At 23.3% G+C, this 17,052-nt stretch carries 5 protein-coding genes and 1 pseudogene; 1 reads left to right on the plus strand and 5 read right to left on the minus strand.

The window, feature by feature from the left end:
* Positions 1–12: 12 nt before the first annotated feature.
* Entirely contained in the window at positions 13–336 is a 324-nt protein-coding gene (gene ftsL, locus GFV14_RS01105; RefSeq protein ID WP_457914506.1) for a cell division protein FtsL, read from the minus strand.
* Entirely contained in the window at positions 336–1,286 is a 951-nt protein-coding gene (gene rsmH, locus GFV14_RS01110; RefSeq protein WP_457914507.1) for a 16S rRNA (cytosine(1402)-N(4))-methyltransferase RsmH, read from the minus strand. Before rsmH ends, ftsL begins: the two co-directional genes overlap by 1 nt.
* A 3,367-nt stretch (positions 1,287–4,653) precedes the next feature.
* Here rsmH and pnuC point away from each other — a divergent pair.
* Complete coding sequence (gene pnuC / locus GFV14_RS01115) at positions 4,654–5,343, plus strand: nicotinamide riboside transporter PnuC (RefSeq protein ID WP_457914508.1); 690 nt, start codon at positions 4,654–4,656, stop codon at positions 5,341–5,343.
* A 735-nt stretch (positions 5,344–6,078) separates the two neighbouring features.
* Here pnuC and yciA read toward each other — a convergent pair.
* The 3 genes and pseudogenes from yciA to GFV14_RS01130 all read right to left on the minus strand — a co-directional run bounded on the left by yciA (position 6,079) and on the right by GFV14_RS01130 (position 11,388).
* Positions 6,079–6,483: pseudogene (gene yciA, locus GFV14_RS01120) on the minus strand (acyl-CoA thioester hydrolase YciA).
* Between the two features lie 804 nt (positions 6,484–7,287).
* On the minus strand, positions 7,288–7,857 hold the full coding sequence (locus GFV14_RS01125) for a septation protein A (protein WP_457914509.1): 570 nt from the start codon (positions 7,855–7,857) through the stop codon (positions 7,288–7,290).
* 2,766 nt (positions 7,858–10,623) lie between these two features.
* Positions 10,624–11,388: a YciC family protein gene (locus GFV14_RS01130; RefSeq protein ID WP_457914510.1), complete on the minus strand. Its 765-nt coding sequence runs from the start codon at positions 11,386–11,388 to the stop codon at positions 10,624–10,626.
* Positions 11,389–17,052 lie beyond the last annotated feature (5,664 nt).

Below are 17,052 nucleotides of genomic sequence, written 5' to 3' on the forward strand. Positions count from 1 at the left end.
TCCAAACCTTATCTAACGCTTAGATATAATAATGTTTTCTTGAGAAGGATCAATATGAACCATCTGTAACTTATCAGCCAATACACGATCTACTCGGCTATGACTGAATAATGCATTTTCTTCAAGAATCAAATTGCGCCATTCAATATCCAGAGAATCTTTTTCTTCATATAACTTATCTTGTTTTGCAGTTAATAAGCGTGTTTCATGAGTAGTGAAGACCACAAAAATTGCGCTAATGATAATAGCAGAAAGCGCAATCAATGGAATTATATCATAGTGGAACAGATCACGACCAATAACTTTTATAAGGCTATATTTTGTACGAAATATCATTATTCTATCCTTTGTGCAAAGCGAAGTATTGAGCTACGTGCTCTAGGATTGTTGAGCATTTCTATTTTAGAAGGTTTTATCCTACCAGCTCCTCGAAGCTTTATAGCACCACGATTGCGTATTTGAACGTCAGTTAAAGGCATTCTTATTGGAATGCTTAATTCTTTACTATTTTGACGAATAAATTGTTTAACAAGTCTATCTTCTAATGAATGAAAACTAATTACTGATAATCGCCCTGATGGTGCTAAAACTGACATTGTTCCATGTAATACTTTCTTAATTTCTTCTAATTCGTTATTGATATAAATACGTATTGCTTGAAAACTTCTCGTTGCTGGATGTTTATAATATTTTTTTAACGGAGTTACTTTAGCAATTAACTCTGCTAGCTGATAAGTGCGAGTTAAAGGTGTTTCTTTTGCATTATGATTACGTTTGACAATTGCTCTGGCAATACGTTTTGCAAAACGCTCTTCCCCAAATGTTTTTAATACCCATATAATATCATCTGTTTTTGCATTCATTAACCATTGTTGCGCTGATTCACCTTTTTGTATGTCCATGCGCATATCTAATTGACCATCACGCATAAATGAAAAACCACGCTCTGGGTTATCTAATTGAGGCGAAGATACTCCTAAATCTAACAATACACCATTAATGTTTCCAGTTAACCTTTCTTCTTCAACATATTGAGAAATTTTAGAAAAAGATCCATATTTAATTTTAAATCTTGGGTCATTAATTGATTTTGCAGCTTGAATAGCTTCTGGGTCTCTGTCGATAGCTATAAGACGACCGCTTGCATTGAGTTGACTTAAAATTAATTTTGAATGACCACCTCGTCCGAAGGTTCCATCAATATAGATACCATTTGGCTTAATATGTAAACTATTGACTGCTTCATGCAGAAGTACAGTTATATGTTGAAATTGCTTGTCTGTCATATTTATAATGATATATTATTTTAAATAGGTGGATAGTATTTTTAAAATTTGAGTATAAGAAGTAATATCTTATCTCAGTTTTTGATATAGTCTGTTTTCTAAAGTTTAAATTTATTTATTTCTCTGAAAATTATAGATTTTTAATTAATTGTACTTATCTTAAAGTAGCGTCAGATAGCTATTCTGCAATCATTCTCTATTGAAATATAGATTAATAGGTTTGTAAGTTTAATTAATAGCATCAATTATCTTATCATTTAATACCTTACTTGGTATTACGTATGTCGAGTAAGGAGATGAATGAATTTTGTTCTTTTGAGATTTACTAATGTCCCCATAGTATATTTAATAATATTAATTTATAAGCAATATAACGAATTTTAACTCATCACTCTTTATCTAATTTTATAAAGTTTATAATTAGTAAGACAGCTGGTTCAGTCAGACGTTATTTTTTTACTTTATATGAAAGAAAAATTTTAAAATAATGGTAGTGGATAACAATTTTTCTTAAAGAGAGAATGAAGAAGAATAATTTGTTATTATCATTTTTTAAAAACTATTAAGTAAATAAAGAATTTTTCTGAAAAATAATTATATAATAATGTATTTAATATATGTCTGATTGTTACTAAATTTTGTTGAATAAATATTGTACTTTCAAAACACTTGTTCATTTTTAATAATGATCAATAATATTGATAATACTCTGTAAAGAAAATACATTTATTGTGTTTTAATACAAGAGTATTTAGTTAGTAATTAAGTATTTTAAACTAAAAAGAACAATACTGTATTTATTGTATGGTAATATTTTTATAAAATATAATTCATAATATAATTTTTTTCAGAGAAATTAAACTAATTTTAATAATAATCTCGTTTAAAATAAAATATTTTTATTTTAATATCAATAACATTTTTTCACTTTTTAAAGATTTATAATATTAATCAGTCTGATGAATATAATCAATACAATAATATTATCATTCTGTCTGAAACATTAAGAGTCTGTATTATTTTACCGTTTTCCATTAAGACTGTTTTGATTGTATAAAAATGATGAATGTTTTGAATTCCTATGTTAGAGATTTTTATTTTATTAAGATATGAACAACAAAAAACTACTTTAATAGTAGTACATTAGAAATCAAATTCACTAATTAAAGAAAGACCGTAAGATATACTAGGTACTACAAGTTATAATGATTCTATCTTAGAAAGATGTATATGAGATTATAATTGAAGATGTAGTTTATCTTGTAAATACTAAGATGATGGAAAAAATAATTTCTGAATTTTCGTAAACTTTATTTATAATATTTTAAAAAATATCTAGTTAATAACTTCTTAAGAACTATTGTTGGACAGTTTTTTTCGAGAGTGGGTGCTATAAGTATGATGAGATCTTATTGATAAATATAGCCGAAGATCATTAAGAAAACTAACTTAATGCAAATACTAATTTAACAGGAGATTTGTTGATTTTTTTCATATTATCAAAAAATGTTATTGTATAAATACGATTGTATTAATAAGTCTTTTAAAATATCTTTATTTAGCAAGAATAACTTATAAAGAATAATTAATTTAGTTGAATTTGATATTGATATGAATGATCAGCATCACGAATCTTATTATTAGATTAATTAAATAACTATTAACAGTACGCTAGAAAGCGTAATATTATCAATGCTCAGTCATGTAAGCATCACTCAATTTTAAATTTTACTTCAGATAAGTTTAATAAGTTTGAGAGAACTTGTATGAACTGTTTTTTAACATATCAATAAATAGAGATTCATCTAGAGAATTATTATATTTTTTAGTGATGAATGTGATTTCGTATATACTGTTATCACTGATTTAATACTGTGCTTAGTGTGTATTGATTAAATGATTGTCTTGAATGTCAAACATTCCTGTTAAAAGATTATTTTATTAAGTTTTAAGTTATCTTCTATATTATTTCGGAAATGAGGGTAAAATGAATTTGAAAATTCACTTTATTATATTTATTTTTTTGTGATAAAATTTTATCGTGTGATTTTACCGTTGTCTAAAATACTGATAATACCATATAACTCAATGTATACATTAAAAAATGTCAGAAACATCAAAAACTTCGCAATAAGAGCGTTAAATTTATTGTTTATTTCAATTCAGCTTAATAAGATGTGGTATTGGTATAATCTGAGAATTTTTCTACAAAAATGACTAAATAAGTCTCAATATAATCATATACACAACTAATAACTAGTGATGAATCATTTAACTAGTATAATCTAATAATTGATATACGTGAATATAATTAATGTATTAATACGTCAGCCATATATTAATTTATATACTATTTTATATTTATTTTATAAATTTTCTCTTGTTGATAGTTTGAATTATGATACGCGATAATTAATGTCATGAAATTAGTTGACTTATAAAACTTAATTTTTAAGCTGAGAATTTATTTAGGTTTTTTTAATATAATAATTTCATTTATTATTTTAAAATGAGAAAATTCGATACCATTGCATCAGTAAAAGAATTTTTAATAAACTAAATTTTGTTAATTAGAAGATAAAATTTATACCCTTTTAGAACAAATAATTAGATAGGTTTTGATTTTTATATATTTTATAATGAATGACAAGTAAAACGTATTTACCAGTACAGTACTCAGTAAGTATGATATTTGTGCGTATTATTACGTTTTAAAAAACTCGTTAAAGTATAGTCACTTTTGATAAAAAAATTACAATATACTTGTTTAATATCGATATTACAATCATTAGAAAAGATTAAAATACTTTCGTGATTATTCATGCAATAAAGCATCAAACAACACGCATACTATATAGAAAAAGTTATGATGAAAAATAAAAACGTTTTGGAGGTTGCATACTGTATTATAGTAAATATTATCATTCTACTTTATAACATTATGATTAAGATATGCAGGAAGATTTTAGAGAAAAATATGATTTGATTATTTTTATTTTATACAGATAATAATCTGTGTACGAAAATATTCTATTAATTCATCTTAATTTATACAGTGAAATATTTACTATATATATTAGAATTGGGAATTATAATATCGCTAATAAAAATTTATAGACTTTATGCTTAAAAATAAACTCTAAATATGAGATTATCGAATTTGGATTAGATTATCTGGAAAATCTTTACGAATGCAAGGAGTAGTTGTGAGAAGTGTATTAATGAATATATTTAGTTTATTTATATAGTATTTCTTTTATCGTTATCGCAGATAATATTTATAGTCTTTAAAATAGAAGAGATTGAGATTGTATGCTATATATTTTTTTATTAAATATATATTGTAAATTATTAAAGGGATTTTGAGATGGATTTTTTTAGCATAAAGCATATATTAGTGAATATTTCTTTAGGAAATGTAAATTACCAACTATCATATCTTGAAGTGGTTAGTGCTATTTCTGGTTTATTGTGTATGCTTTTTGCTAGCTTTGAAAAAGCGATTAATTATTTATTTGGTTTGATAAACGTTACGTTATTTGGTATTATATTTTTCCACATGCAGCTATATGCGAATTTATTATTACAAATTTTCTTTTTTATTATCAATATTTATGGCTGGTATGTATGGAGTAGAGTTAAAAAAAATCAAAATACTAAACTAAAAATTCGTTGGTTAAGCTTTCCTCAAGCAGTTAGTATTTCAGTAGTGTCAAGCTTAGTTATTATTTACATAACTTTGAATATAGAAACTATTTTTCGCATATTAGCAACGTGGATTATTAAAATATTAAATATATTTGGGGTGCAACTAATCATGCCTGTATTAGAACTTGATGCATTTCCATTCTGGGATGCAACCATGACTGTTTTATCTGTCGTTGCAATGATACTAATGACGAGAAAGTATGTTGAAAATTGGATTTTATGGGTAATTATTAACTTCATTAGTGTAATATTATTTTATAAACAAGGTTTTTATATATTGTATGTAGAATATTTAATTCTGCTCGGTATTGCCTTGAATGGTTTAAGGTTATGGATGAAATCTGCATAACTATATTGTTTTTCAGATTTCATCCATAACCTTAAACCATTCAAGGCAATATGAAATAAGATTAAATATTTTCATAACTCACAATAAGAATTATTTTATAAACCACGCTAGTTATACATAATTATAATCACAATAAAATTCAGAAAAAGATTATTATTGTACGTGCATTACATCTTTTAGTAAATTAGAGGTTGATGAACTTCAAAAATTAAGAGAAAAATAAAGAAAACTTAAAAAATAAAAGCAACGTAAAATTAAAAGTAAATTTAAGATAATGAATCTGAAGCAATTTAAAACATGGTTGAAAATTATTAGACGATCTCAATGTGAGCTATTTTAGTAAAATATTATAGCAATAAATAATGTATCAACCAACATTGAATTTATGTAGCACTTACTATGTATTAATTAGTTAAAAATTATGTTAAAATATATATCATTTTAATGAAGATGCATTATTAAACTAATATTTAGTTTAATAAGCTCTCAGATAATGCATGTTTACATGCAATATTAAGTGTACAATACATTATTAAAAGTCTGCATAAACATAGAAAAGTTATGTGACTATAATTTCATTTAAATGTAATTTCTTTAATTACCTATTATGAAGTTAATCTTTCATTTACACGTTATATTTTTATACTGCTAAATTAACGTTGATCTTTGAAAGATAGCAATTATTTTTCTGAAATCTTTTTTATAGATACAGCTAATAATAAGATGATCTAGTTTTTATAATTCAAAGTGTTGTTTTTCTTTAGGAATTTCTCGTGCTGTATTATTGGCATTAACAGCCAATATAAGCAAAAACAGCATTTATAGAAAGGTAATGTTGACCAACTGGTTGAGTGGCAATTTTCCTAACCCATATTTTATATTAATTGTCATAGAACTTTTTTCTGTCTTTAAACAGTAAGCATAACAGTACATTACATCACCAACAGAAACAGGTTTTTGAAACTTAAGTCCGTTAACTTCAACGGTTACAGCACGTCCTAAAGCAATTTTTTTTTCTAAAATAGCGCCGCCAATATCCATTTGAGACATCAACCAATCACCAAAAATATCACCATTAGCATTGGTATCAGCAGGCATTGCTAGTGTACGTAAAACTAATTCGTTATTTGGGAATTCCATATTTAACTCTTTGTTAAAATACAATGATGTTTTAATTTAAATCAAGCATAAACTAGTATTGTAATACTAGTAATAATGAAGTATGTTATCAGTGATTATCCTACTATAAAATTATCAATTTATTATAATGATTCGAAATACATCTCTGCTCAGCATAATAAAAATCAACAGAATATATCTAAAATATTCCGAGTGGTTTAATGATATATATGAATATATATTACACATGGTGTTCAGAAAATAGTGTGATTCACATATATATTTAAGGATCAAATGCAGTGTAATAGTGCATAAATGTTAAGTATAATTATATCATACAATGTCTTTTATATTTATGATAAAATCATTCTTTTATTTAAAAGATACATTTTAAATTCATATAATGAGTAAAATAAGATTTTGATTAGTATGATTTTTATTGACTGATAACATTTTCATATAACTCAGATGATTATTTCTGGGAGAATTTATTTATATTTTATATATTACTTTAAATAAGTAGGTTCTCTCTAGTATTTTGCTTGATATATTCTGTTTCAGACTTTATGCAGAAGAATATACTAACAAAAATGATAAGACGAATTATGTAGTTTCTATATAATCCTAATACAATTTATAAAAATACTTTTTAAGTAAAATGTATTTTAAATTATATCGTATAAAAGTATATGTATTTTATTTTCTACAGTTTTGAATGAAATAGATTTTGAGTTTTGCGTATATATTTATTAGATTAATATCATAACTTACTGATTTATTAGTATAAAGTTAAGGAATTTGTTATTTGAATAAAAGTATAAAGTATTATTCTGAAGGCTTGTTTTTCTTTTCGTTAGCTTTCTTTTTGGACGTATTTTTATAGATGTATACAATACTTAATATTGTAAAAAGTAAGGTTGCCGTGGTTAAACCAAATACTTTAAAATTTATCCAGGTATCTAGAGGTAACCAAAATGCAATATAGATGTTAGACACAGCGCAAATAGTAAAAAATATTGCCCATGCACTATTTAATTTAGCCCAATTACTATCTAGAAGTTTAATTTCTTGATGATGACCTAAAATTCTTTGCATGAGTGGTTTTTTTGTGCAAAATTGACTGAACAGTAATATTAACGCAAATAATGTATAGATAATAGTAACTTTCCATTTAATAAAAATATCACTGTGAAAAATTAATGTTAAAGACGTGAAAAACATCACAATAATACATGCTATTTTAGCGACTGCTTCAACTTTTTTATAAATCACATAGGTAGCAAATAAGGCAAGTGGAGTCGTGATTAGTAAAACGCCGCTTGCATAAAAAACATCATAACTTTTATAAACAATAAAAAAAATAACTAACGGAATAAAATCAATAATTTGTTTCATAACAGTCAATACCAAGGTATACATAAAATAGTATGTAGTTTAACTAATTTTATACTACGTGTGAATTTTTTAAAAAAAATATTTATTACTAATTATATTTTACCTTAATTTTAAAGATAAAGCATTATCAAAACTCAAGATATATAATAATGAAATTTATGAAATTTACTGATATATAGAAATTTTATTTGATAATATTCAAATATATTTTTAATATACTCGATTAAAAATATTATTTATATATTTTACTTGGTTTAAACTTAAAAATTAAGGTGAGATTATCTATTTCTATCATTATTTGATCTGTCAATATTTTCATACGTTAAACTAATAGGTATAAATGGTATTATTTATTTACGTATTTGTATCCTAACTTTTTTATGTTTTATTTTACATTAAAATAGTTAATTATAATTTTAGTCATAGAGCTTGTTAGTGATTTAGTTATGGACAGGTTGTCGAGTAATCAGATAAAATTTTCTGTGGTCACTGATTATAATAATGAGTGTAAATCATAGAATTTATAGTATAGTGATTTAATCACTCATTAGTTTTCGATATGAGATACGAGCCAAAATTTTATTTCGGTAAATTATATTAGATTTATAAAATAAGATTAACTTTACTATCTGTTAAATTCGATAGGAAAAATTTACAAGTGCTATAGTTTTTTAAGATTTTGTTAAAATACTGATTTTTTCCTGACTTGATGAGTAAAGTCGATATTTTAACTGTGATGTTAGTTGTAATACTTTTATATTATTGATGTCATGAAGTGTTTTTTGGTATTTGTCATATGATTATTATTTGTAATGATAATATTTATTTAGTATATTATTCTTATGTTTAATAGATATTAAAAAATCGCATTATTAAAATTATTATAAAATTAGATAACATTTTTATTTTTTTATCATTGCAACTGAGCTGAATACGCGTATTATTATATTTTATAAAATTTATGAGTGATTAGATTTATAAATTTGATCATAACGTTAAAGAATTCTGCGAATAGAATAATATTATATTAACTCTAATCAGTCACTTCATATTTTCAGTATGCTATATATTTTTTTTATTTTTTCAGGGTTTTGATAAGCATAGATAGTAGCTTAAACTAAGTGATATAATAATTAGACAAAACTACATCACTTAATTTCAATGTTTCTGAATTAGATATTTGAAAAATTGAGTATCTTCAATAATTTTCCAGTAATATTTTAATCCTTGCATGAAGTAGTCTGTTTATTGTTGAAACATAAGTTATTAGCACGTTTCTGCAATATATTTGCAATATATCAGTGTAACTGTGAATCTTTTATAAGATATGTTTTATTTGTTTTCTATTTTGTAGTTGAATTGATCATTGCAAAATATCAAGTATATTTAGCGATAAATTTTTAATAAAATTATTTTAGACTTGTTTACTATTTTAGATATTTATACGTAAAGATGATTTTGATATTGAAGATAAGGATTGTTAATTTATTAAAAGAGTATAAATTTATTATTTCACTTTAGTATTAACTTTTTTAAAACCAACGCCTAAAAGAATAATTTATATAGATCTTCAGATGATTAACCTAAATACTTCGTATATGTTGTTTCTGACTCAGTTATGAATTGTATTCAGAATGATTTTAGTGTTTTTTAAGTGATATTTTTCAAATAGTTAAAATATAAGCTTAATTGATTTTATTCAAGGATAGATAAAAAATTTGAGTCAGATTTTTTTATAGAAAAATCAATTAATTGTTTGGGTGATAACGGATACGTTTCAGCTAATATTTATTTTTACTATATTTAATTTACAGTCAAAAAAATAAATCTTCAAAAGATATATAATTTACTTCAAATCCTATGAAGTATTTTCTTTCTTAAAATCAAGAACATAAATGTTAAGTTATAAATTAAAAATTAATATGCAAGAACCTCTTAAAGCTGATTGATTATTTTAAAATGTTTGTTAATACTTTCTTTCAAAAAGAAAATAATGACAGCAGTGATAAGAGTCAAAAAAATATTTTAATACAATAAAATAGTTTTACGGAAGAATAAAAGTAATATGTCTCCGGAAATAAATGTGTGTGATATATTGTATGTATCATACATATGTATTTAAACATAGTGCTCAATTAGTGATGTATTTAATGATATTTGAGTAAAAATATTTTATATTATTTTTTAAATTTTTTAAAATACATTTTTAGTTGTCAGAAACAAAATCCAAATTACTAGAACTAGTATAAAAAATAGAAAGATTTTTATTATTAAAGGATATATTATATAATATATTAACTGAATTTTATTATCTTATCTCATTCTTTTCGCGAAAAAGTGATATTACAAATAGAAAAGGTGTCATAATCGTTAGTTTAGTGTGCATGAAAATAATTTTTTTCACGAAGTATGTATTGGTAGATTATTATTATGTAGCTAGGGTATGCATAAATAATGACTATTAGATGCTAATATTCATCGTTAAAATGTTGACATTTTATTACTTTATATTTGTAATTTATTTTATAAAAGTTTGTCTTGGAAAATACATGAAATTAGCTAAAATATCGCTTAATGTAAAAGTACAAGAAGTTTTTTAACACTTGTTTTAGTAAGACATTTTAGCATTTCTTCCCTTCTTTTTATACAGATAAAAGCTAAATACGCTTTAAATTTTATATTTAAAGTTGTGAGATATTAGATAATAAAATGCGATCTTTTATATCTACTATACACATGTAGGTTTGATATATTTGATTTGGTTTGTTAATTTTTATTAGTAACATTAATAATTAACATATGAAGACGATAAAAATAAATAAAAGCAAATGCAGAAATCATATTATTAAGTAAAAATGAGAGACCATTGTTAATAATATGATTTAAGTTAAGACTATTCAAAAATAAGCTTATGAGAATTTGTGATGTCATCCATATTAAAACCATTGGTAATACTGAACGCCAATTATTATAGGCTATACTCCAACTTTTACTCATTGCACTAAAAGGGTTAGTGTTTTCACGCATAAGGATAGCTGGTGCTAAAGAAAAACCAATTGCAAGTAAAATTCCAGGTAATACCATGATAGTAATACCAAGTTGCACTAATAAAGAACAAACAATTAACAGCAATAACATAGACGGAGCTTTAGATGATGAAGCTAAAAGAGCTTGAATTCCTGTTATCTTTTCACCATGTGATAATCTAAACATATAAGATAGTATACCGCATATGAGAATTAAACTACCAACAATAATAGAAAAGATCAAACCAAATGAAACACGTAAGATATTACTTTTATCTTCTTCAGAAAGACTTTGTACCCAGTCTTGCAAACCTGAGCTACCAGCATCTATAAGTGTAGCTTGAGCATTAAATAGTACTGATATCATTAATGTATTTGGGATCATAATAGAATAAATAACAACACTTGTAGCGGTTGCTAAGAACACAAGTGTAAGAATATCAACTAATTGATTTTTAAAAAAATTAATGCTATCACTTATTAATGAATTAATTGCAATCGACATGTAACTTCTCCTTTCTACTTTATAAAGTAGACAAATTTTACATGATTATATCTGAGTATCTAGTTTTTAGGTAGAGAAAGATGAAAAGGATATAAGGTTAAAAAAATCAATTAATATTTTTTCTATCAAATTCTTAACATTACACTTATTCTTTTGTAGTTAATGAAGGTTCGTTTTTAAAATATAAAATAATAATCTTGTTGAAGTATCAAATTCATATCAATTATTTTTGCATAAATAGATTTTTAATTTATTTTTTTAAAATAAATATAATTAACATAATAGAATCAATCTTATTATGTGTTATATTATATTTCAACATCATTAATTTTTTAAAAATTAAATAAATAAAATCAATTATTATTATTTTAAAATAGTAGTGCATTTACAAAAATATTTAAACTTTTTTCTATTTTCATTATTGTTTTATAAATTTATATATTCATCATCATTTAATTATTTTTTCTAAATAACATAGTGTAATAGATCATTTTAATTCAGGGTGTTAATAGATGTAATTATGAATTTTTTTACAAAAATACCCAGAGAGTTTTAGGTCTAGCATCTAGATGTATAATGATTAAAATATTAATTTACAATTATTGATTTTAATATGATTTAAGCTAAAAAATTGGTTTTAGTGGATGGGATTAATAAATGTTATCTTTATTTATTATTAATGCTCAATATGAGCATCTAAAGATATATCAATAAAAAATAAGATAATTTTTTATTTAGATTGATATTAGTATATATATTATTTCTCAACAATAAGATTTATTTAGTCTTTTTAATACTTAATATACATTATTCATAATTTATTAAGATATTTTATATTAATTAATAATATAGAATAAATAATATTTTAAGTGATAATTAACTCCTTCACTCTTTTATTTTTTTAGATTAACATTTAGATTAAAATGAAAGTTTATTTTAAATCATAATATAAAAATTTATATTTATCTTAATTTATTTATAATTATATTTTTCATTTTATTACTTTTGATGCATTTTTTATAATATTTAATAGATCTGTAAAATTTACATAAATTTTAATTTTTTAAAAAATAAAATTTATTATTATAATATAATATTGAATTGTTATTATTTTATTTTAGTAAATTTAAGTATGATGTATTTATATATAACTATAAATTAAATATAACCGTTTATTATTAAATACAAGCAATATTTAGTTTCATATTTTATTTTTTAAAATACGTTTTTAAATTCAATTAAATTATCAAATATGAATCATTATTCATTATTATTAATACCTTTTAGTTAATAGTTATATATTAATTATAAAATAAAATAAAATAAAATTTACCTTAATTATTATTTATATTTATAAAGTTGATTTATGTAATATTATAAAATTAATTAATTAAGTAAATAATAGATTAAACACCTGTAACTTTTAGACAGGTTATCATTTTTAATTTCATGGTATCTAAATTAAAAAAATGATTTCATACAACATATTTTTAGAACTTATTTATTTTTTACACGTAGTAATTTTATCTATTTTCACAATAATAAATTTCTATAAAAAAGATCAGTTGCGCAATTTCTCATAAATTAAATACTTTTTTAATATCTACAAGCGTTAATGCCTAGAAAATTACTGTATATAAATATTTATGTATTAATTTATATCTACAAAAGGTTGTGTGATGTTGCATTTTCTCAAAAAGAATTTTGAAAGTAAAATGATTATATAACTATTTTAAATTTTGAAGAAATAAATTTTAATAATATAAATAATTTTTATATAATAGGAATTCAAAAAAATATGCTTAGTAATTTCCAGGTTGTGTCAGGAGTGCGCATAATAGAATGCGATTACTATTTTGATCATTGATGTATTTAGCATTAAAAATAACTATGACGTAATAATAATATTATAATTTAGCTAAAATTTTTTCCTGAGTTAAATAATGCAGATTGATAAAGATGTAAAGTTTATTTTATACAATTTCAGTAATAATAAATAATAACACTTAAGAAAAATCCGTATTACTTTTTTATTTTAGAAATGTATGATTAGATAGCGGTGACACATGTAAAAAATTTGAAAATAATATTTTTTATATATCAATTATTATTTTAATACAGTAAAGTCATTATGTATTTCATATTGTTCATATATGTTTAATAGGTAGATTTTCGATCATATATTTAGTGTATTGAAAATATATAACGTATGTGTAAGCACTTTGATAAGTATTAGAATACCTGTTGAAGTTTATTCAAATAAACTGAATCGTCTTATTTGTGTGTAGAAGAAATACTGAATATTTTCTAAATTAATAAACTGAATATTAGTATCATATTTTGATGATATGATACTAATTTAGTAACTACCGCCTTACTCTTCTATTGTCGATAGTGTCAGTATATTTAGACTTAATCTACATTTGTTAGCCGATTTGTGAAGCTATTGCAATTTACTTATTTTATTAATTCTATATTTCTATCAAGATTTTTTTGAGTTGAATATTTATTCTGTTGAAAATATTTCATTGGATCTATAATTATTCTTTCAAAAAAAGAAATTCGATGTCTAGAATAAAGTGTGATCACTAACTAAGGTTCATTCTTCGTATGTATTTATTATAGTTTAGTATTAATTCATTGGATAGTTTGATTAGGTGGTCTTGTAAAGCTAATAGATAAAAAGCATGATTGACTGTTTCTTATAAAATTATCCTTTTTGTTTATACTATAGTGTAGTAATGTAATAGTTTAAGATATATTTTATCATGTTTTTTTAAGTTATACCAGGTATGTATTTCAGTGAAGGTATCATTTATTTGATCAGTTTCAGTAAGATAAGAATGACAAGTAGCTCTGTTTCTGCTTGCATGAAGTGGCGTGATAGTAATACTTATACTTCCTCAAGATTCAATCTAATAATACATTATTTATAATTTAATAAATATCATAATAATGGCATGAGACATATAGTAGTGATGAGCATGTGTATATAATATGCAGAAGTACACTGGACGTCTCTGACGATATCATTAATTTTTTACCTTCAGCTATACAATAATATAAAAATAGATTATTCACTAAAATGATTGATATTGATTATTGATATGTGGCTATACTGTTATTTTGCATAACTGCCTAATACTAAAATTATCTTGAGTAGTTAAAGGCGTGATGACATAGTAAGGATTTTTTTAGGTATTAAGTTATATTACTAAAGATTAGAATGTCTCTTAGTATCAGAGTTAATATCGTGATTTCTGGATGGTGATCGGTTTTTTTACGTTTGATAGTCTTGGAGGAAAACACTGCAGGAAACAAATTATTCTTGCACTGGCAAGAGCTAGTTGTCTGATTTAAAAGCTACCTGCGCTTTGAAGTAAGAAAATTGCTTACTGTGTCTTATTTAAAATTTTACACTTTACTTTTAATTTTAAGAAAGTTTAGTGGTTTTTAATTCTTACACATTCACGTTGTGTCATTTTGAATCAAAAAAATCTAGACATGATCTACCTTTTTTTGTAGGACTAGCTTTTATATGATAAAAGAATTATAATTACAAAATCATTTTTGTCATTTTGTTATCTAAGAAAATAATCTCATAATCTAAAGTTTTGATAAATAAATTTAGTTATCTAAAAATATTAAAACTTACACACTTGATTATAGTAATGCTATAAATCACAAAATGTTAATGTGTAGTAAAGTTATATAATTTTATACAGATGTGCTGGAAACTTAGATTCTGACTCATTCATAATAGCGTGATTATAATATGGTTATTGCTAAATTATCGTTTAGTTTACTAAAACTTATTACTTAGCTAAAATAAATTTTTCTTACGTCATATGACAAAATGATTGAAACTTTCTAGTTTTCTGTTGTTAAAGTATATAACATACTAGTATATTATATGAGTTTCAAAAGTACAAAACTTAAAATTTTCTATTTTGTAAGTCTCATTTCGACTGGTGAGAACATATAATTTTAAAACTACAATGTACCATAGTATAGTTTTATCCTAAAATTTTATGTTGTACAGATTCTTGTTATTTCTGTATTTAATGAATACAGTTAGGCGTGATACTATGTTTAAAATAGTAGATATACTATCAGTGTTAAATATGCTTGAAATTCTAATAGATAGTTTTGTTAGTACTAAAAGTTTAGAAGATATTATATGTAGTTCAATATCAATACCTATATTTTCAATATAATTTTTTCAAATTTGATAAATATCCACGAGAAGGACTATAACTTGAAAAGTTATGTGAAACTGTTTTTGATACTTTTATTAAACTACGCAACATTCTCTCTTTGAGCATGAAGTTTTTGTTAATACCACTTAATCACTTCTTTATGAAATTAATATACAAATCAGTAAGATTTCTAAAATTCAGATTAAATAACTGATTTTCTCTGGAAAATATTCTATAGAGTAATATTTAGCATCTCCTACTTAATTATCAGTTAAAGTACGTCATAGATATTGTGAGAAACCTTTTTTTGATTTTTCCACATAATAAGTTTTTATTAAATGCTAATTATATCTAAGTTAGCAACAAATTAGGAAAATACTAATAAAATATGATAATTAGAATCTTAATTAGATTAACATTAACTGAGCTTCAAATAAAAATTATACCATGCTAAAAAACTTAGTAAGCTAGGTACTATTTTAGTTTAATGATAAAAAAGTATTATTCTTAGATCAAGGTGTGCTGTGCAAAAACTAGATTGTCACCTATATTGTTTAGAAAGTCTTTTTACCTTTAATATTTGTTGATTACTCAATGCTAAAAATTTTTCGACTTTAAATGCGTATATTACATTTAATGTTATTTGTAAAATACACATACTTGCTGATATGTAAACAGTGTCATAAACTATCTTGATTATCCTATTCATGAATTTAAAATGCATTCATGATTTCAGATTTATTAATTTAGGTAGTATTGTATAGGTTAGAGCAATAATATTAGTTGCTTAGAAAGCTTTGTTTAAATCTATGCATTAATAATATTAACTAATTTATTAAAGATATTTCACTCCTTTCTTATATTACGAAGGAAGGATGTAAGATTTTATGACATATCTGAGTGAGTAGTGCATTAAGTAAAGATTTTTATAACAATAGTTATTATCATGTTATATATCAGGAACATTGTTAATTTAAATCTTGTCATAGTGAGTTAATAGTATTTAGTTAGATAGATTGTTTAGAGTGTATCATGATTGTAATCACTAAAATACTCTAATTTTTTATTATATTGCTTTACTTTTAATATTTATATTTATATATGCTAAATGTTTTCTATCTCTAATAGAGGTAGTTTTTTTGAGAAATTATTTAAGAAAATAATGGACTTAACCTAAAATACTTGTACTAATTTAGCTATTTATATTACAGAAACAAAGAAGAAACAAAATTCTTGATATTTTTTAATTACTTTCATTTGCATGGTTATACGATTAGGCCGTTTTAGTTACTAATTTTAAACTATTAACCTTACTAATATATACTGTAATTTTTCTGTATAATAGAAAATGTTTAGTGACGATACTAAATGACTCATTTAAAAATACAGACGGTGAAGTTCTAAAATGTTCCGAATTTTAAGTTAAGAGCCATATTGATAATATTTACATACAAAACATTGGAGT

It is taken from the genome of Candidatus Hartigia pinicola (genome assembly GCA_020541205.1).
GTDB classification, from domain to species: domain Bacteria; phylum Pseudomonadota; class Gammaproteobacteria; order Enterobacterales; family Enterobacteriaceae; genus Hartigia; species Hartigia pinicola.

Coding starts and splice junctions, on each gene's coding strand:
- ftsL (WP_457914506.1), bottom strand. CDS start 336: ATGATATTTCGTACAAAATATAGCCTTATAAAAGTTATTGGTCGTGAT.
- GFV14_RS01130 (WP_457914510.1), bottom strand. CDS start 11,388: ATGTCGATTGCAATTAATTCATTAATAAGTGATAGCATTAATTTTTTT.
- rsmH (WP_457914507.1), bottom strand. CDS start 1,286: ATGACAGACAAGCAATTTCAACATATAACTGTACTTCTGCATGAAGCA.
- pnuC (WP_457914508.1), top strand. CDS start 4,654: ATGGATTTTTTTAGCATAAAGCATATATTAGTGAATATTTCTTTAGGA.
- GFV14_RS01125 (WP_457914509.1), bottom strand. CDS start 7,857: ATGAAACAAATTATTGATTTTATTCCGTTAGTTATTTTTTTTATTGTT.